Source organism: Comamonas sp. FG99, assembly GCF_057808605.1.
On sequence record NZ_JBMDII010000031.1, the window covers coordinates 1 to 17,979 of the forward strand.

17 protein-coding genes, 1 tRNA gene and 1 pseudogene are annotated in these 17,979 nt (G+C 64.3%); 13 read left to right on the plus strand and 6 right to left on the minus strand.

From position 1 onward, the window contains the following. Positions 1-360, minus strand: a pseudogene (locus ACODRX_RS18890) (energy transducer TonB); the annotation flags it as partial. Here ACODRX_RS18890 and ACODRX_RS18895 point away from each other — a divergent pair. Then, the gene (locus tag ACODRX_RS18895) at positions 280-534 is read left to right on the plus strand and encodes a hypothetical protein (RefSeq protein WP_488873133.1); all 255 of its coding nucleotides are present in this window, start codon (positions 280-282) and stop codon (positions 532-534) included. The pseudogene ACODRX_RS18890 and the gene ACODRX_RS18895 overlap by 81 nt on opposite strands. On the opposite strand, the gene ACODRX_RS18900 is transcribed toward ACODRX_RS18895, so the two are convergent. Next, entirely contained in the window at positions 456-695 is a 240-nt protein-coding gene (locus ACODRX_RS18900; protein ID WP_488873130.1) for a (2Fe-2S)-binding protein, read from the minus strand. The genes ACODRX_RS18895 and ACODRX_RS18900 overlap by 79 nt on opposite strands. Here ACODRX_RS18900 and ACODRX_RS18905 point away from each other — a divergent pair. After that, positions 585-812, plus strand: a complete 228-nt coding sequence (locus ACODRX_RS18905; RefSeq protein WP_488873134.1) for a hypothetical protein — start codon at positions 585-587, stop codon at positions 810-812. The two genes, ACODRX_RS18900 and ACODRX_RS18905, sit on opposite strands and share 111 nt — an antisense overlap. Before the next feature lie 518 nt (positions 813-1,330). Here ACODRX_RS18905 and ACODRX_RS18910 read toward each other — a convergent pair. After that, the gene (locus ACODRX_RS18910) at positions 1,331-1,618 is read right to left on the minus strand and encodes an SWIB/MDM2 domain-containing protein (RefSeq protein WP_488873081.1); all 288 of its coding nucleotides are present in this window, start codon (positions 1,616-1,618) and stop codon (positions 1,331-1,333) included. 314 nt (positions 1,619-1,932) lie between these two features. Between ACODRX_RS18910 and rraA the strand changes: the two genes are divergently transcribed. Continuing rightward, the gene (rraA, locus tag ACODRX_RS18915; protein ID WP_488873082.1) at positions 1,933-2,445 is read left to right on the plus strand and encodes a ribonuclease E activity regulator RraA; all 513 of its coding nucleotides are present in this window, start codon (positions 1,933-1,935) and stop codon (positions 2,443-2,445) included. On the opposite strand, the gene ACODRX_RS18920 is transcribed toward rraA, so the two are convergent. After that, positions 2,446-3,372 carry a DMT family transporter gene (locus tag ACODRX_RS18920; RefSeq protein WP_488873083.1) on the minus strand — a complete coding sequence of 309 codons (927 nt, stop codon included), beginning with the start codon at positions 3,370-3,372 and terminating at the stop codon, positions 2,446-2,448. 342 nt (positions 3,373-3,714) lie between these two features. Between ACODRX_RS18920 and aceA the strand changes: the two genes are divergently transcribed. Continuing rightward, complete coding sequence (gene aceA, locus ACODRX_RS18925; RefSeq protein ID WP_488873084.1) at positions 3,715-5,046, plus strand: isocitrate lyase; 1,332 nt, start codon at positions 3,715-3,717, stop codon at positions 5,044-5,046. Positions 5,047-5,130: 84 nt separating this feature from the next. Here the strand turns inward: aceA and ACODRX_RS18930 are convergent, their stop codons facing one another. After that, entirely contained in the window at positions 5,131-5,892 is a 762-nt protein-coding gene (locus ACODRX_RS18930; protein WP_488873085.1) for a hypothetical protein, read from the minus strand. Between the two features lie 331 nt (positions 5,893-6,223). On the opposite strand from ACODRX_RS18930, the gene thrS reads away from it, so the two are divergent. The 9 genes from thrS (at position 6,224) to ACODRX_RS18975 (ending at position 14,264) form a co-directional block, all read left to right on the plus strand. Further along, a complete protein-coding gene (thrS, locus tag ACODRX_RS18935; protein WP_488873086.1) occupies positions 6,224-8,155 on the plus strand; it encodes a threonine--tRNA ligase in 1,932 nt (643 codons plus the stop codon). Between the two features lie 74 nt (positions 8,156-8,229). Then, on the plus strand, positions 8,230-8,838 hold the full coding sequence (gene infC / locus ACODRX_RS18940) for a translation initiation factor IF-3 (RefSeq protein ID WP_488873087.1): 609 nt from the start codon (positions 8,230-8,232) through the stop codon (positions 8,836-8,838). A gap of 162 nt (positions 8,839-9,000) precedes the next feature. After that, positions 9,001-9,204 (plus strand): 50S ribosomal protein L35, encoded by a 204-nt coding sequence (rpmI, locus tag ACODRX_RS18945; protein WP_488873088.1) that lies wholly within the window; start codon positions 9,001-9,003, stop codon positions 9,202-9,204. 24 nt (positions 9,205-9,228) lie between these two features. Next, positions 9,229-9,588: a 50S ribosomal protein L20 gene (gene rplT, locus ACODRX_RS18950; protein ID WP_460480175.1), complete on the plus strand. Its 360-nt coding sequence runs from the start codon at positions 9,229-9,231 to the stop codon at positions 9,586-9,588. 115 nt (positions 9,589-9,703) lie between these two features. After that, complete coding sequence (gene pheS, locus ACODRX_RS18955; protein WP_488873089.1) at positions 9,704-10,756, plus strand: phenylalanine--tRNA ligase subunit alpha; 1,053 nt, start codon at positions 9,704-9,706, stop codon at positions 10,754-10,756. A 157-nt stretch (positions 10,757-10,913) separates the two neighbouring features. Further along, positions 10,914-13,361 (plus strand): phenylalanine--tRNA ligase subunit beta, encoded by a 2,448-nt coding sequence (gene pheT, locus ACODRX_RS18960; protein WP_488873090.1) that lies wholly within the window; start codon positions 10,914-10,916, stop codon positions 13,359-13,361. A 9-nt stretch (positions 13,362-13,370) separates the two neighbouring features. Beyond that, entirely contained in the window at positions 13,371-13,697 is a 327-nt protein-coding gene (locus ACODRX_RS18965; RefSeq protein WP_488873091.1) for an integration host factor subunit alpha, read from the plus strand. A gap of 70 nt (positions 13,698-13,767) precedes the next feature. Beyond that, a complete protein-coding gene (locus ACODRX_RS18970) occupies positions 13,768-14,175 on the plus strand; it encodes a MerR family transcriptional regulator (RefSeq protein WP_488873092.1) in 408 nt (135 codons plus the stop codon). Between the two features lie 12 nt (positions 14,176-14,187). Next, positions 14,188-14,264 (plus strand) — tRNA-Pro (locus tag ACODRX_RS18975). Between the two features lie 761 nt (positions 14,265-15,025). Here the strand turns inward: ACODRX_RS18975 and ACODRX_RS18980 are convergent. Further along, positions 15,026-17,917, minus strand: coding sequence for a hypothetical protein (locus tag ACODRX_RS18980; RefSeq protein WP_488873093.1), 2,892 nt, complete (start codon positions 17,915-17,917; stop codon positions 15,026-15,028). Positions 17,918-17,979: the final 62 nt, after the last annotated feature.

The following is a 17,979-nucleotide window of genomic DNA, read 5'->3' on the forward strand; positions in this document are numbered from 1 at the left end:
CGGTGCGGGCGGCTGCGGCTCGGTCACGCCCACGGGCGCGCTCGGCGCGGGCGGCGCCTTGGCGACCGCCACGGGCCTGGGCGGTGGCGGCGTGCGCTTGGGCTCCGGCTTGGGCGGCGCAGGCTGCGGCTTCGGCGGTTTGGGGGCTGGCGGCGGCGGTGGCGGCTCCAGCTTGGGCGGCTCGGGCGCAATCAGCTCCACCATCACTGGCTTGGGCTGTGGCAGCTGAGTCGCGTTGCTTTTGAGCAGGCCCGATTGCAGGGCCCAGAGGCCGGCCACATGGAGCGTCAGCACCGAGGCGGCGACAGCCAGATTGCGACCGGCAGTGTCCTGCGGGGCAAAACGATCAAGTTGGGACATGGGGAAGATGGGAGCGAAGGAGCGATTCCTTCGTCCGTAAACGGCATCCTTGGCTTATTTTTGAAATATCCACCAGGCGGAAACGGCCACCATGATCAGGCTGCCAACAAGCGCGACGAAGAGTTCCATGCTTTGCTTTCAGTGATGACTTTGGCAAGCTGGATCGGCTGCTGAGTGGCCTGGGCCTCGTTGTGCAAGGCGGCCACCGGGCGCGATGCGCTGCATTGTTCGACCACGTCGCGGGCACAGCCCTCGCAGCATCCGCACTGCAGGCCTACGCCCAGCTCGAACTGGATTTCGTCGAACGTCATCCCGGCATGCGCGTGGCGTGCAATCTCGCGGTCAGAGACACGGCGGCAGACACAGACGATCATGGCGGGTCAAGCAGCGTTGGCTGGCTGGTGAATTACGATGCCGCCATTATAAATAAGAATTTTTCGCATTTGCAATAGCTATCTTGCGATCTGGGCTATTGAAACCCAGCGAGTACTGGCAACCTGCCTGGCGCGATGCGCTGGCAGAGCAAAGGCGGTGGCCGCGGTACTCCGGAAAAAGGAGCTGCTCGCGCTTGGTGCATATGGGATTTCTATGAAATCTATACCAGGTGTGAGGCTGGGCAAGCGCGAGCAGCTATCAAAATGGAGTCCCGCTTGGGGCTGGAACTCCGTGGGCGATACCGGCAATCGGCCCCTGTGCGCAATGGGCTGCGGTGCTCGAAGGATGGAAATTCGCCGAAGGTGCGCTGGGGTTGCGGGGTCTATGAGTGCACAGGCCGCCTGGCTGAAAGCCAGGCGGCCTTGGGTGATGGTCATTGTGCGGTTGCAATCATAAGCGAAGTGATAACAATTCGCGTTTGATTTGACGCAATTCCGCAACAAACCTGGCCGTGCGGCCATAAAAAAAGCTGGCATCAGCCAGCTGCAGGGGAGCGGCGCCTGCGGCACTATGCGCGCCGCGGCTTGCTCGAAGCTTACTTGACGTGCTTACCGATCAGGCCGGCCATCTCGAACATCGAGACCTGGGGCTTGCCGAAGACTTCCTTGAGCTTGGCGTCGGCGTTGATCATGCGCTTGTTGGCGGCGTCCTGCAGGTTGTGGGCCTTGATGTAGGTCCACAGCTTGCTGATGATCTCGGTGCGGGGCAGTGGCGCAGAGCCGACCACGGCTGCCAGCGCGGGGCTGGGGGTCAGCGGCTTCATGAAGGCGGCGTTCGGGGTGCGCTTTTTAGCGGGAGCAGTGGTCTTGGATGCAGTTGCCATAGGTCAGATTCCTTGTGAACAGTTGTCTCGCCAGGTGGAGGTCCCTCCGCTTGGGTGAACGCATGCTACCGTCAAATACCAGGGTTTCCAAGGAGGGGCGGCGTTTTTTTTCCCTCGAAATGTTGCGCCTGGCGGCCTGATAACCATTGTTGTCGGATGGCAGCGCCCGAAAGCGGGTTGCAAGCTATTGATTCTTATCCGTGGTTTGCCGCTGACTATGCGCCAGGCGCCGCTGTGGCGGGCGGGCGGCGTATCCCCGCTGCCTGTGGTGCTTTGCCCCTATGATCTGCGGCACCGTTACCGAGGAGTACCGCATGACGAGCCCGAACACCGCTGCGAATTTCAGCACCTGCGATCTTTGCGATGCCCAGCTGGCCCAGGTGGGCCCCGATTTCCAGGCGTTGCCGCCACTGTTCCTGCACTGGGGCCTGCGCAGTGCCTTCTGCGGGCCGGTGAGCACGGTGCAGTGCCACGAGGACAATTCCCGCGTGCGCGAGGCCCTGGCCACGCCCGGCGAGGGGCGGGTGCTGGTGGTGGATGGGGGCGGCTCGCTGCGCCGCGCGCTGGTGGGCGGCAACATCGCGGTGTCGGCGGTGAAAAACGGCTGGAGCGGCATCGTGGTCAACGGCTGCGTGCGCGACGTGGCCGAGCTGCAGGCCTGCGACATCGGCATCCGCGCACTCGGGCTGATGCCGCTGCCCACAGAAAAGCGCGGCGTGGGGCTGCGCGATGTGCCGGTGCAGATCCAGGGGCTGTGGATCCACCCCGGCGACTGGCTCTACGCCGATGCCGACGGCATGGTGGTCAGCCGCAAGCCGCTGCTCTGATCAGGGGCGGCGCTGCAGCCACTGCAATGGCAGCGTGGCCAGCACCAGGCTGGACAGCGCAATGCCGAAGGCCAGCAGCTGGTAGCGGTTGAGCGATTCGCCCAGCACCGCCACGCCCACCAGCGCGGTGCTGATGGGCAGCATCACGGTGAAGATGCCGCTTTGCGCGGCCGGTACCGAGCGCAGGCCGGTCATCCATAGCCACACGCTCCATATGCAGGCGGCCAGCGAATAGAACAGCAGCAGCAGCCACAGCGGCGGCGCGACCGCCGCGAAGTCGAAATGCCAGGCCAGGTACAGGCCGAACGGCGTGGTCAGCACGAAACCCCAGAGGTTGATCAGCGCGGCGATCCGCTTGGGGCTGACGCTGGCGGTCAGCTTCTTGCCGATGACGGCATAGCTGGCCTCGCACAGCACCGCGGCAACCAGCAGCAGCTGGCCCAGGGCGCTGCCCTGGTGCGCGGTGCCGTCGGCCGGTGCGCCATGGTTGCCGGGCTTGGCCAGCGCGAACAGCGCAATGCCGAGCACGGCCAGCCCGATCGCCAGCGCTATGCGCGCCGATATGCGTTCCTTGAGCAGCAGCCAGCTCAGCAGCGCGATCGCGGCGGGAATGGCCGACATGGTCACGCTGGCCGCCACCGCGCCTGTCATGCTCACGCCGGTGATCATGCAGATGGTGAACAGGAAGTTGCCGAAGAACGATTCCAGGAACAGCAGGCCGCGGGCCTGCCGCGTCAGCGGCGCCTCGCCGGCGGGGCGCTTGAGCCAGCGCGCCATGCCGACCACGCCGATGCCAAAACGCATCCAGGCCAGCAGCAGCACCGGCAGTGCCGCCGCCAGCGGCTTGGACAGCGCCACATAGCAGCCCACCAGCGACATGCTGAGGGCCAGGAAGAGGTAGGCCACCGGCCGGGAAGGAGGGGTCATGGAAAAGGGCGCGCCGCGCATGGCGGTCATGGCCGAGCCAGAGTGTAGGGCTTGCCGCGCCGGCATGCGATGATGGGCGGTGTTCTCATGATGGAAAAATGAAATCCGCATTGTGGGAAATGACATTGTTGCATCGCCGCAAATTTTCTCAATATGAGAAAATGATTTTCATATTGCAGTATTTTGTTTTTATATCATTGATTTTAAATAATAAAAATTTAGTCTTATATAAGACATAAGACAAAGAATGCGCGGCCAACCCGGCTACAGTAGAGCCCAAGGACAAGCGCTGCACCGCAGCGATGTTCCCAGCAAGTTTCGTATCACCCACAGGAGTTCCATATGCCTCAATCGATCAAAGAGCAACTCAGCCGTGAACAACAGATTGCAGCCCTTGAAAAGGACTGGGCGCAAAACCCTCGCTGGAAGGGCGTCAAGCGCGGCTACAGCGCGGCCGACGTGGTGCGCCTGCGCGGCAGCCTGCAGCCTGAGTACACGTTGGCGCAGCGCGGCGCCGAAAAGCTGTGGGAGAAGATCAACGGCGGCGCCAAGAAGGGCTATGTGAACGCCTTCGGCGCGATCACCGCCGGCCAGGCCATGCAGCAGGCCAAGGCGGGCCTGGAGGCGGTGTACCTGTCGGGCTGGCAGGTGGCAGCCGACGGCAACACCAGCGAAACCATGTACCCCGACCAGTCGCTGTACGCCTATGACTCGGTGCCGACCATGGTGCGCCGCATCAACAACACCTTCAAGCGTGCCGACGAAATCCAGTGGGGCCGCGGCGTGAACCCCGGCGACAAGGAGTTCATCGACTACTTCCTGCCCATCGTGGCCGATGCGGAAGCCGGTTTCGGCGGCGTGCTGAACGCCTTCGAGCTGATGAAGAACATGATCGCCTCGGGCGCTGCCGGCGTGCACTTCGAGGACCAGCTGGCCGCTGTGAAGAAGTGCGGCCACATGGGCGGCAAGGTGCTGGTGCCCACGCAGGAAGCCTGCGAGAAGCTGATCGCCGCGCGCTTCGCCGCCGACGTGATGGGCGTGCCCACCATCGTGCTGGCCCGCACCGATGCCGAGGCAGCCAACCTGATCACCAGCGACCATGACGCCAACGACAAGCCTTTCCTGACCGGCGAGCGCACGCAAGAAGGCTTCTACCGCGTGAAGAATGGCCTGGAGCAGGCCATCAGCCGCGGCGTGGCCTACGCGCCCTATGCCGATCTGGTGTGGTGCGAGACCGGCGTGCCGGACATCGGCTTCGCCCGCGAATTCGCCCAGGCCGTGCATGCCGCCTGCCCTGGCAAGCTGCTGTCGTACAACTGCTCGCCCTCGTTCAACTGGCGCAAGAATCTGGACGACAAGCAGATCGCCTCGTTCCAGGAAGACTTGTCCGCGCTGGGCTACAAGTACCAGTTCATCACGCTGGCCGGTATCCACAGCAACTGGTACAACACCTTCAAGTTTGCCCATGCATACGCTGGCGGCGAAGGTATGCGCCACTATGTGGAGATGATCCAGGAGCCCGAATTCGCGGCCCGCGAGCAAGGCTACACCTTCGTGTCGCACCAGCAGGAAGTGGGCGCAGGCTACTTCGACGACGTGACCACCGTGATCCAGGGCGGCTCCTCCAGCGTGAAGGCGCTGACCGGCTCCACCGAGGAAGAGCAGTTCCACTGATCCCGGCGCGCCCGGCATGACAAAAATGCGGCCTTCGTGGCCGCATTTTTTTGCGTATTTGGCTGATGCCTGGCTAGTGCCCGGCTAGTGCGCGATGGCCTGCACCGGCAGGAACTGCAGGAAGGTGCCGCCCGCCAGGTTCTGCACATAGCCGATCACCGCGCGGCGGTATTTCTCGGACACCACCTCGGCCAGAAGGTCGACGCGGGCGATCATCTTGCCGAACTCGCGCTCGAAGCTCAGGTTGCGGTCCTGCGGCGTGATCTCGTTGGTCAGCAGCAGCGGCTGGCCATTGGGCTGGGTGCGGTGCGTGAGCATCCAGTTCGCGATCTCGAGGTTGCGCCCGGCGTTGTACAGCGCCTGGGCGTCCAGCCCGTGAATCAGGTAGAAGGTGGTGCGTCCGCCATGCGCGGTGATCAGCATGTCGGCGGTGGAGTAGATAAAGGCGGCGACGCGGTCGCCGGCGAACTGCGGCGCCAGCGACATGCTCATGCCCTGGATGTCGCGCTGATCCAACAGTTCCGGCCAGGGCTGGCCGGCCTCGATGGCGCTGCGCACTGCCTTCATTGCCTCGTCGCGGCTGGCGAAGCCGCCTTTTTTCCATTCCTGCGGATTGCGGCGGTAGAGCTTTTCCATCAGCCGGTACAGGCTTTGCAGATTGGCCTGCATGCCCAGCGTGGCCACGCGGTTGACGTCGGACTGGCCCCATTCCTTGCCCTCCATGTCGTGCTCGGGCAGCTTGCCGTGCGGCGCCGGCGTGCTGCTGCAGCCGGCCGCCAGCAGCGCGGCCAGCAGCAGGGCGGGCCAGGTGGGGCGCAATGGTTGCGAGCGGGGGCTGCGGCGCATGGGCGAAGAGTGGTTTTTTGTCGGGTCCGGCAGCCATTGTCGCCCCTGCCCAAGCCCCTGAAAGCGCAGCACGGCGCCGGATATGGGAAAATAACGATGTTTACCAATTTCCATAGCACCCCACAACACCCCCACAAGAGCGAGAAAGGCAGCACGGGTTATGACACCGCGAACGACTGGCACCCCAGGGATGTCCGGCCGCTGAGGCCGAAGGTTCGCGCCTGCACGCTTTAAATTTCCCTCTCACTTGAGCAAAGCGCGGACTGGTTCCGCGCTTTGTGTTTTTGGCCGGTGCGGTTTTGCAGATTCAAGATAGCAACAGGATAAAGAAATGGTTCAGATTACCCTCCCCGATGGCTCCCAGCGCGACTATCCCGGCCCGGTCACCGTGGCCGAGGTGGCCGCATCGATCGGCGCCGGCCTGGCCAAGGCGGCGCTCGCCGGCAAGATCGGCCGCGGCGATGCGGCCAAGGTGGTGGACACCAGCTACCTCATCAGCGAAGACGCGCCGCTGTCCATCGTCACCGCCAAGGACGCCGACGGGCTGGAGGTGATCCGCCACTCCACCGCCCACCTGCTGGCCTATGCGGTCAAGGAGCTCTTTCCCGAGGCGCAGGTCACCATCGGCCCGGTGATCGAGAACGGCTTCTACTACGACTTCGCCTACAAGCGCCCGTTCACGCCCGAGGACCTGGCCGCCATCGAGAAGAAGATGGCCGAGCTGGCCGCCAAGGACGAGCCGGTGGTGCGCCGCGTGCTGCCGCGCGACGAGGCGGTGGCCTACTTCAAGGGTATCGGCGAGGACTACAAGGCCGAGATCATCGCCAGCATCCCGAGCAACGAAGAGGTCAGCCTGTACCGCGAGGGCAGCTTCGAAGACCTGTGCCGCGGCCCGCACGTGCCCAGCACCGGCAAGCTCCGCTTCTTCAAGCTCATGAAGGTGGCCGGTGCCTACTGGCGCGGCGACCACCGCAACGAGATGCTGCAGCGCATCTATGGCACCGCCTGGGCCAGCAAGGACGAGCTGCAGCAATACCTGACCATGCTGGAGGAGGCCGAGAAGCGCGACCACCGCAGGCTTGGCCGCGAGCTCGATCTGTTCCACATCGACGAGCACTCGCCCGGCACCGTGTTCTGGCACCCCAAGGGCTGGGCCATCTGGCAGCAGGTGGAGCAGTACATGCGCCGCGTGTACCGCGACAACGGCTACCTGGAGGTCAAGGGCCCGCAGATCCTGGACAAGGGCCTGTGGGAGAAGACCGGCCACTGGGACAAGTACCGCGAGAACATGTTCACCACCGAGTCGGAAAAGCGCGAATACGCGCTCAAGCCGATGAACTGCCCCGGCCATATCCTGATCTTCAAGCAGGGCATCAAGAGCTACCGCGACCTGCCGCTGCGTTATGGCGAGTTCGGTGCCTGCCACCGCAACGAGCCCACTGGCGGCCTGCACGGCATCATGCGCGTGCGCGGCTTCACGCAGGACGACGGCCACATCTTTTGCACCGAGGACATGATCCAGGCCGAGGTGCAGGCCTTCACCACCTTGCTGCAAAAGGTCTACCAGGACTTCGGTTTCACCGACATCCTGTACAAGCTCTCGACCCGCCCGGAAAAGCGCATCGGCACCGATGAAAGCTGGGACAAGGCCGAAGCCGCGCTGGCCGAGGGCCTGCGCGCCTCGGGCTGCGAGTTCGAATACCTGCCGGGTGAAGGGGCTTTTTACGGCCCCAAGATCGAGTACACGCTGCGCGATGCGCTCGGTCGCCAGTGGCAGTGCGGCACCATCCAGGTGGACCCGAACCTGTCCGAGCGGCTGGATGCCGAATTCGTCGGCGAAGACGGCTCGCGCCACCGCCCGATCATGCTGCACCGCGCCATCCTGGGCAGCCTGGAGCGTTTCATCGGCATCCTGATCGAGCACCATTCCGGCGCGCTGCCGGCCTGGCTGGCACCCACCCAGGTGGCGATCCTGAACATCACCGATGCGCAGGCCGACTACGTGAAGCAAGTGGCCGCCCAGCTGCGAAAAGCCCTGCCCCACGAGGAGCTGAGGGTGGTCACCGATCTGCGTAATGAAAAGATTACGTATAAAATACGGGAGCATTCGTTGCAAAAGCTGCCCTACATCCTCGTCGCCGGCGACAAGGAGAAGGCAGCTGGTGCCGTGGCAGTGCGCGCCCGGGGTGGCAAAGACCTCGGCGTGATGTCGGTAGGGGAGTTCGTCGAATTGATCTCCCGGGACATCGCCTCCAAAGCCTAAGTCTTCCCGCCTCGCTTTGGACAGCGTGCCTGCTTGCCTAGCAGCTACGCTGTCGTAGCTTTTTTATTTTTAGGGTGAAAGCCATAGCTACTGAATTTCGTGATCGCCGCCACCGTGAAGAGCGCAAGCACCGTCTGAACCGTGAGATCCAGGCGCCCGAAGTGCGCCTCTCCGGTCCCAACAACGAGCCCATGGGCATCGTGAGCCTGCAGGAAGCCCTGCGCATGGCGGGTGAGCTGGATGTTGACCTGGTCGAAATCGCCGCCACCGCGAATCCGCCGGTGGTGCGCCTGATGGACTACGGCAAGTTCAAGTACCTGGAGCAGAAGAAGGCGGCCGAGGCCAAGGCGAAGCAGACCGTGATCGAGATCAAGGAAGTGAAATTCCGCCCCGGCACGGATGACGGCGACTACAACGTGAAGATGCGCAACATCCGCCGCTTCCTGGCAGAGGGCGACAAGGTCAAGGTCACGCTGCGCTTTCGCGGCCGCGAGATCACGCACCAGAATCTGGGCCTGGATCTGCTCAACCGCATCCGCGACGAGCTGGCTGACACCATCCAGGTGGAGCAGTTCCCCAAGCTCGAAGGCCGCCAGATGATCATGATGATCGCGCCGGCGCGCAAGAAGGTTGCGCCCGCCAAGGCAGCCGACGCCAGCGCGGCGCCGGTGGCAGCGAACTGAATATCCGGTTAGAATAGCGAGTTCCGACAAGCGGCTTTGGCCGCTTTCGGTTTTTCGGTGGGCGCCGCCTTGGTGTCCGCCTGCAAAAGTGGCTCGGGGCCCATTCAAGTTCAGCCAGGTTGGCCGAACGCCTCGCGAGCACAAATCATAAGGAGCATGAACATGCCCAAAATGAAGACCAAGAGCAGCGCGAAGAAGCGTTTTCGCGTTCGTCCCGGTGGCACCGTCAAGCGCGGCCAAGCTTTCAAGCGTCACATCCTGACCAAGAAGACCACCAAGAACAAGCGTCACCTGCGCGGTGCGGTTGCTGTGCATGAGACCAACATGGGTCACATCGCGCAGATGCTGCCGTCGGCTGGCCTGTAATACTGACGAACAAGGAGAAAACTCATGCCTCGCGTCAAACGTGGTGTAACGGCACGTGCCCGTCACAAGAAGGTTCTGAAACTGGCCAAGGGCTTCCGCGGCCGCCGCGGCAACGTCTTCCGCATCGCCAAGCAGGCGGTGATGAAGGCCGGCCAATACGCCTACCGTGACCGCCGCACCAAGAAGCGTGTGTTCCGCCAACTGTGGATCGCCCGTATCAATGCCGCAGCCCGTGAACTGGGCCTGACCTACAGCCAGTTCGCCAACGGCCTGAAGAAGGCCGCCATCGAGATCGACCGCAAGATGCTGGCCGACCTCGCGGTGCACGACAAGGCTGCCTTCGGCAGCATCGTTGAACAAGTGAAGGCCAAGCTGGCTGCCTGAGTTCACGATCGGCGGCTGCTGCCCGGGCGGTAGCCGCTGGAGCACAATCAACATGGGCTAGGGCTTGAAAAGGCGCTAGCCCATGTTTTATTTCAAGAATCGATAAAGAGTCGATATGAACGAGTTGGATTCTCTGGTTCAAAACGCTGCCGAGGCGTTCGCGCAGGCGCAGACCCCGGCGGCGCTGGAAAACGCCAAGGCGCAGTTTCTCGGCAAATCGGGCCGCGTGACCGAGCTGATGAAGGGCATGGCGCAGCTTTCCGTGGAAGAGAAAAAATCTCGCGGCGCGGCCATCAACCAGGCCAAGCAGGCCATCGAGGCCGCGCTGAACGCCCGCCGCCAGGCGCTGGCCGATGCCGAGCTCGAGGCCCACCTCAAGGCCGAGGTGCTGGATGTGAGCATGCCGGGCCGCCGCCGCGGCGCGGGCGGCCTGCACCCGGTGTCGCTGTCGCTGGAGCGCATCGAGCAGATCTTCGGCTCCATGGGCTTCGATGTGGCCGAGGGTCCCGAGATCGAATCCGACTGGTTCAACTTCACCGCGCTGAACACGCCGGAAGACCATCCCGCGCGCTCCATGCACGATACCTTCTACGTCGAAGGCGGCACTGAGCAGGCGCCCAACCTGCTGCGCACCCACACCAGCCCGATGCAGGTGCGCTATGCGGTGCAGCACGTCAAGAAGTACCGCCACCTGATCGACGCCGGCCAGCCCATGCCCGAGATCCGCGTGATCGCGCCGGGCCGCACCTACCGCGTCGACAGCGATGCCACGCACTCGCCGATGTTCCACCAGTGCGAAGGCCTGTGGATCGGCGAGAACGTGAGCTTCAAGGACCTGAAGGTGGTGTTCACCGATTTCTGCAAGACCTTCTTCGAGCAGGACGACCTGGTGCTGCGCTTTCGCCCCAGCTTCTTCCCGTTCACCGAGCCGTCGGCCGAGATCGATATCCAGTTCCAGAGCGGGCCGCTGGCCGGCCGCTGGCTGGAGGTGTCGGGCTCGGGCCAGGTGCACCCCAACGTGGTGCGCAACATGGGGCTCGATCCCGAGAAGTACATTGGCTTTGCCTTCGGCATGGGGCCGGACCGCCTGACCATGCTGCGCTATGGCGTGAACGATCTGCGCCTGTTCTTCGATGGCGACATGCGCTTTCTGTCGCAATTTCAGTAATGCAAAAAAGTGAGCTGCTAGCGCTTGTATAGAAAAGAATTCAAATAGTTTTATATCTGAAAACAAGCAATAGAAAGCGCTGATAGCTCTCTTTTTTGAATGCCATGCGCCCCAAGAACACGCACGAACATCCGCACGAACGCCCGAGAACCTGACTATGCAATTCCCCGAATCCTGGTTGCGCGAATTCTGCAACCCCGCAATCTCCACGGCGCAGCTGGCCGAGGTGCTGACCATGGCTGGCCTGGAGGTGGAAGAGACCCAGCCGGTGGCGCCGCCGTTCAGCGGCATCGTGGTCGGCGAGATCAAGGAGGCGGTGCAGCACCCCGACGCCGACCGCCTGCGCGTGTGCCAGGTCGATGTGGGCGGCCCCGCGCTGCTGAACATCGTCTGCGGCGCGCCCAACGCCCGCGTCGGCATCAAGGTGCCTTGCGCCACCGTGGGCGCCGAGCTGCCGCCCGGTGAAGACGGCAAGCCCTTCAAGATCAAGATCGGCAAGCTGCGCGGCGTGGAAAGCCACGGCATGCTGTGTTCGGCCAAGGAGCTGAAGATCGCCGACGACCACGGCGGCCTGCTGGAGCTGCCTGCCGACGCGCCGCTGGGCCGGAACATCCGCGAATACCTGAATCTGGACGACACGCTGTTCACGCTCAAGCTCACGCCCGACCTGGCGCACTGCCTCTCCGTGTACGGCGTGGCGCGCGAGGTGTCGGCCTTGACCGGCGCGCCGCTCAAGGCGCTGGGCTTTCCCGCCAACGCGGTGCAGCTGCAGGAGCAGCTGCCGGTGCGCATCGATGCGCCCGAGCTGTGCGGCCGGTTTTCGGGCCGCATCGTGCGCGGCGTGAACACCCAGGTGGCCACACCGCAATGGATGGTCGACCGCCTGGCCCGCTGCGGCCAGCGCAGCGTCTCGCCGCTGGTCGACATCTCGAACTACGTGATGTTCGAGCTGGGCCGTCCGTCGCACATCTTCGACCTCGACAAGATCCACGGCGGCCTGCAGGTGCGCTGGGGCAAGCCCGGCGAGCAGCTCAAGCTGCTCAATGGCAACACCGTCAGCGTCGATGAGCAGGTGGGCGTGATCGCCGACGAGCGCGAGGTCGAGTCGCTGGCCGGCATCATGGGCGGCGACGCCACCGCCGTGTCCGATGCCACGCAAAACATCTACATCGAAGCCGCCTTCTGGTGGCCCAAGGCGATCGCCGGCCGCTCGCGCCGCTACAATTTCTCGACCGACGCCGGCCACCGTTTTGAGCGCGGCGTGGACCCGCAGCTCACCGTGGAGCACATCGAGCGCATCACCGCGCTGGTGCTGCAGATCTGCGGCACGCCCCAGACCCAGTGCGGCCCGGTCACCGACCAGCAGCCGAACCTGCCGGCGATCCAGCCCGTCGCACTGCGCGTGGCGCGCGCGAGCAAGGTCATCGGCATGTGCGTGAGCCAGCAGCAATGCGTGGATGCGCTGCGCAGCCTGGGCCTGTCGCTCACCGAGGGCGATGGCGTCATCACCGTCACGCCGCCGAGCTACCGCTTCGATCTGGCGATAGAGGAAGATCTGATCGAAGAGGTCATCCGCATCATCGGCTACGACCAGCTGCCCACCACGCCGCCGCTGGCGCCCATCACGCCCAAGCTGCGCGCGGAAAGCCGCCGCAGCCAGTTCGCGGTGCGCCGCGCGCTGGCCGGGCTGGGCTACCAGGAAACCATCAACTTCAGCTTTGTCGAAGAGCGCTGGGAGCACGAGCTGGCCGGCAACCCCAACCCGATCAAGCTGCTCAACCCCATCGCCAGCCAGCTGAGCGTGATGCGCTCGTCGCTGCTGGGCTCGCTGCTGCAGGTGCTGAAGTTCAACGCGGACCGCAAGGCCGGCCGGGTGCGCGCATTCGAGCTGGGCCGCGTGTTCCTGCGCGATGCCTCGGTGCCAAGCAGCGACACCACGGTGCAGGGCTTCGATCAGCCCATGCGCGTGGCCGGCCTGGCCTATGGCCCGGCAGACCAGCTGCAATGGGGCGAGGCCGAGCGCAATGCCGACTTCTTCGATGTGAAGGGCGACGTCGAGGCGCTGCTGGCGCCGCTGGCGGCCGAGTTCCGGCCCGCCGAGCACCCGGCCATGCACCCGGGCCGCTGCGCCCAGGTGTTCGTGGGCGGCCGCGCCATCGGCCATGTGGGCGAGCTGCATCCCAAGTGGCGCCAGTCCTGGGATCTGCCGCAGCCGCCCATGCTGTTCGAGCTTGAGCTCGACGCGGTGCTGCAGCGCCCGGTGCCGCAATTCACCTCGGTGGCGAAGCACCAGGCGGTGGAGCGCGACATCGCGGTGGTCGTGGCCGAAGCGGTGACGCATGCGCAGGTGATGGAGGCGGTGCAGGCATCCGCCGCCGATGCGGGCAAGAGCGCGCTGCGCAGCGCGCTGCTGTTCGACGTCTACCGCCCCAAGCCGGGCAAGGATGGCGAAGTGACTGGTGGCCTGGCCGCGGGCGAGAAAAGCCTGGCCATCCGCCTCACGCTGGCCAGCGATACCGCCGCCCTGACCGAGGTGCTCATCGACAGCTCGGTGCAGGCGGCATTGGAACAACTGAAGCAGCGGGTGAATGCCCGCCTGCGCTAAGGAGCCGCGATGGAATTCTCGGTAGAAAGCCTGGAGCAGCCAGCGCTGACCAAGGCACAGCTGGCGGACCTGCTGTTCGACAACATCGGGCTGAACAAGCGCGAAGCCAAGGACATGGTGGATGCGTTCTTCGACCTGATCTCGCAAAGCCTGATCGACGGCCAGGACGTGAAGCTGTCGAGCTTCGGCAACTTTCAGGTACGCGTGAAGGCGGCCCGCCCGGGGCGCAACCCGCGCACCGGCGAAGAGGTGCCGATCGAGGCGCGCCGCGTCGTCACCTTCCACGCCAGCGGCAAGCTCAAGGATGCGGTGCAGGCACCGGCTGACAAGCTTTGACAAATAGGCGCAGGGCCCGGCGGCATACTCGGCCGTGCGGCGCCCAGGGCGCCTGCCTACAATCCACGCCATGGACCAACAGCTTCCCCCCATCCCGGCCAAGCGCTACTTCACCATCGGTGAGGTGGCCGTGCTGTGCGATGTGAAGCCGCATGTGCTGCGCTACTGGGAGCAGGAGTTCACCCAGCTGCGACCCGTCAAGCGGCGCGGCAACCGGCGCTACTACCAGCACCATGAGGTGCTGATGATCCGCCGCATCCGCGAGCTGCTGTACGGCCAGGGCTTCACCATCAGCGGCGCGCGCAACCAGCTGCTCAGCGGCAATGCGCACGGCGGCAGCGATGCCTCGCTGCAGGCCGACGCCCATGCGGTGGAGCCGCCCGCGGCGCCCACGCCGCTGAGCTGGGAAGAGGTGGCGAGCGAATTGGAAGAAATTCGTGGCCTACTTTCTCAGAAAGACGAAAAATCCGGTATATAATTTATTTCTGTTCGGCGTGTAGCGCAGCCTGGTAGCGCACTTGCATGGGGTGCAAGGGGTCGCGAGTTCGAATCCCGCCACGCCGACCATTTATATCAAGGACTTAGCTTCGAAAGGGGCTAAGTCCTTTTTCTTTGGTGGCTCGGATTTAAAGTTTTAGCCACACCTTTAGCCACACCGCTGGCTTTGCTTGTGTTGGCGGGGGGGTGACCACGCTCCGGCGCCAGCATGGTCGCGCCGTCGTGATGAGAGCATTGCGGCATGCCTAAATCACCAGCCCGCCGCCAAGCCGCCTCCCGCGCCCGCTTCAAGGTCGAGGGCTGCGCACGAATTTGTCGCGCGCACGGTTGCGGGTCTGCGGCCTGGCGAGAGGATCGTCGCGCCACAGCGGCCCCGGCCTGCCGCCTGGAACCGATTGGCTGGATGCTTCGAGTTCCAACCGGAAGGCGGCGCAATCGCGCTGGAGCGAGTGACCCGTGGCCGCCTTGAATACTTCACCTGGATCGACGATGGCGCCGATCCACCCGGCTCGGGCTGGCGCATCGGGGAGCCTCGGAAGCCCATTTTGCCGGTGCATCCGGCCAGCGCGCTGGCCCTGCTCGCCGGCGACGAAGAGGCCTCTGGCGGGTCCCCGGGCTGGCAGCCATCCGCTTACCCATGCGAATGCGGCGCTGGGCAGGTCGAAGTGCGGCAGAGTAGGTTGAACACCTGGCTCATTTTTACTTCGGCACTACCCGCAAAACTGGCTCAAATTCCGGTTGGCGCCAACACAATGAAGGATTTGAAGGAGGAAATCCGCTGTGAGCGTCTCTGCATCGGCTTTTGTTTCGGTATCAGATGGGGTGCCGGTTCACTCCAGCAGCACGGCCAGCTTGTTGACGAGTTCGAGGCTGGTGGGGGTGACGACGTCCAGCGGTGTGCGCTCGGGCGCGTAGTTGAGCGACTGTTTCAGGCTCTCGCCCGTGGTGGTGGCGTTCAGCGGCAGCAGCATCAAGAGGGTATATGAGCCTGTTTCGCCGACCAACTGGCCGTCGCTCAGGTTCCGCCACGTGTGCTCGTTAGGCCACCGGAAGGCGCTGTAGGTGGCATCGGACATGTTGCTGTTGTCGTATTCATCTTTGGTGAAGTCGAGCACCGCCGCCGAGTGCGCGGCGAAATAGAGGGTTGCCGGGACTTGATCGGCGTAGATATCGGAAGGCAGTCTGAGCACGGGCGCGTTGTACTTTTGCAGGCGCGCGGGGTCGTTGCTGGCATTGGGGAAGTACACCGAGGAATCCCACCGCATGTGCTGCAGAAAGTCGTTGTTGGCGTTCGTCATGACGGTGCGCATGTCCTGGCTGCCCAGCGGCAGGTAGTCCTGCCATTTGGGCACCAGGCTCGGGATGACGGGCGTGTCCCCATCGAAGGGTCGCGTTACCCACCGGGGGCCGTAGATGGCCTGGTAGGCCCCGAAGTGCTGCACGAACACCAGCGTCGGGGCCTTGCTCAGGTTGAAGACATAGACCGGGTACCAGGGCGTTTGCAGGGTCTTCATGCCGTTGCGGTAGAGCGTGAGCGGGTCGGCGTTGGGGTTGGTGAAATCGATCGCCACCACGCCCTCCTTGCCCCGGTGCCCGCCGCGCTCCTGCGACAGCGCGGTCCAGGTGACCAGTTGCATGCCACCGCTAAAGTCGGGATTCCAGCGCATGGGGATGTAGCCGCCGGGCGCGACGGTCCAGGCCTTGCCCCTGGCGGGGTCGAGCAGCGTGCCCACCACGTAGTTGTAGGCGTCGATGTCCTGCAGACTCTTGTACAGCTCGCTCTCCGCCTTGGCGGAGGTCGTGCCGAGCATGGCCTTTTTGTAGCCGGCCAGCACGGCGGGCGTCAGGTCGGTGCCCTGGCTCAGGGCCAGGCCCACCAAGTCGTAGGCACGGGCAGACGCCTTCTGGAAGAACTCGTGGTAGCGCGTGCTCATCTGGGGCGTGACGTTGCTGACCGAGATGCTGGCGAGGAAGGCCAGGTACGAGTCGAGCTTGCCGAGCTTTTCGCTCACCAGCATGATTTCCATCAGGTTGGGGAAGCTGCCGATGGCCTTGTCCAGGCCGGGGATGTCCAGGTTGGGGCGCAGTTGGGGGATGACGGCGTCGTAGGGCATCGTCTCGAAACCGCTGACGAACATCTTGTCGAAGCGCACCAGGTTGTCGCCCATGCCCGCCTGCGGCGGGTGCTGGAGTTGCTGGTTCTGCCGGGCACGCTCCTTGAGGTCGTCCAGCTCGGCGATGAGTTGGAGATAGGCATCGCCCTGGCGGGATTGCAGCAACGCCTTGTCGTCGTTGACGATCAGCGGCTGGTCCTCCACCCGCTTTTTCGCGCGCGCCAGTTCTTCCGCGTCCTGGGCGGCTTTCTTCTTGTCGGCCAGGTACTCCTTCCACTGGTCGTAGGAGGTGAAGGCCGTGCTCGGCGGGTCTTCCTCGTCGTGCATTTTGCCGACCGGGTCGGGAAGCTTCACGCCGGGGTCCTTGGGCAGGCTGCCCATGGGCGGTACCAGGGAGCTGCCCTGGTTCTGGAGCATGGTCTGGATGCTGCCGACCCAAGCCGTGGTGTCGGCCACCCCGGCGGGCTTGGCCTCGGCGGAGACCTGCACGTTGGTCAGCGCCGAGGCCCAGCCGTTTTGCTTGTAGAACTGCACGGTGGCGCTGCCGCCCACGCCGCCCGCCAGCGTCTGGTACTGGGCCGACAGCGAGGCACCGTTCTGCGCCTCGGTATTGCCGTCTTTGCTGCTGAATAACAGCTGGCCGCTGCCGATGGCCTGGTTCATCGAGGTGGTCTGCGAGACGAAGGCATCGCCGTTGACGGCGTAGAAATCGGCGATGGCGCTCTCGATCTTGCCGCGCAGCTCGGTCATCTGGCGCATCAGCACGGGGCGGATGGAGGCGTCGGCGCACATCTCGTACTGCGCCTTCAGGTCGCCGAACACGCGCTCCATGCGCGAGAGGATCTGGATGTTGGCGTAAGGCTCGCTATCGGCAAACTTGTACTGGCTGACCTTGACGCTGGTGGTGTAGGGTTTGCCGCCGCAGACGTCGGCGGGCGTGCTCTCGGTGGTGGCGACGTAGCTGCTCAGTTGTGCGTCGGTCAGCTTCGCGGTGCCGATGAGGTAGCTGCCGAAATCCTCGCTGCCGGTGAAGCCGCTGCTCAGGATGGAGACGATGTTGTTGGTGTTGGCCGACACCATCTGCACGCTGACGGTGCCGTCGGACTGGGTGTTGCGCCGGGCGCTGGCATGGTGGTAGGCGGCCGCGGCCTTGGCGCCGCCCCATTCGCCGCCCACGGAGCCGGAGGCCGAAACGTCGAGGGTGAACTGGTCGGCGGACGTGCTGGCGGTCTTGCTGCTGGTGACGCGCAGCGCGGTTTTCTGCTGCGAACGGGTGGTGTCCACGTTCAGGCGGCCGTCTTCCCTGAGCGCCCCCAGGTTGAAGATGGGGCGCAGGTTGTAGGTGGACTGGGCCGAGTTGATGCCGGAGCCGACCGAAAGGGATTTGATGGTCTCGGGCGTGATCGCGGTGCCCTTGCCGGCGGTCAGCAGGTAGCGCTCGAAGTCCTCCTCGGCCAGGCCGGGGGGCGGGGCCAGGGCGGGGTAGACCGAGGCATAGCCCGGCGCGGGATTGGGCGAGTCGTCACCGCCGCCGCAACTGGCGAGGAAAGCCAGGCAGGCCAGCGCCGACGGCAGCAGCGCCCAGCGGGCGGGGTGGGCTCGTTGCATTTGGATTTTCCTGTTTTGATAGCTGCCAGCGCTTGTCTGTTAAGCGCTGGAGGCACTTTTCA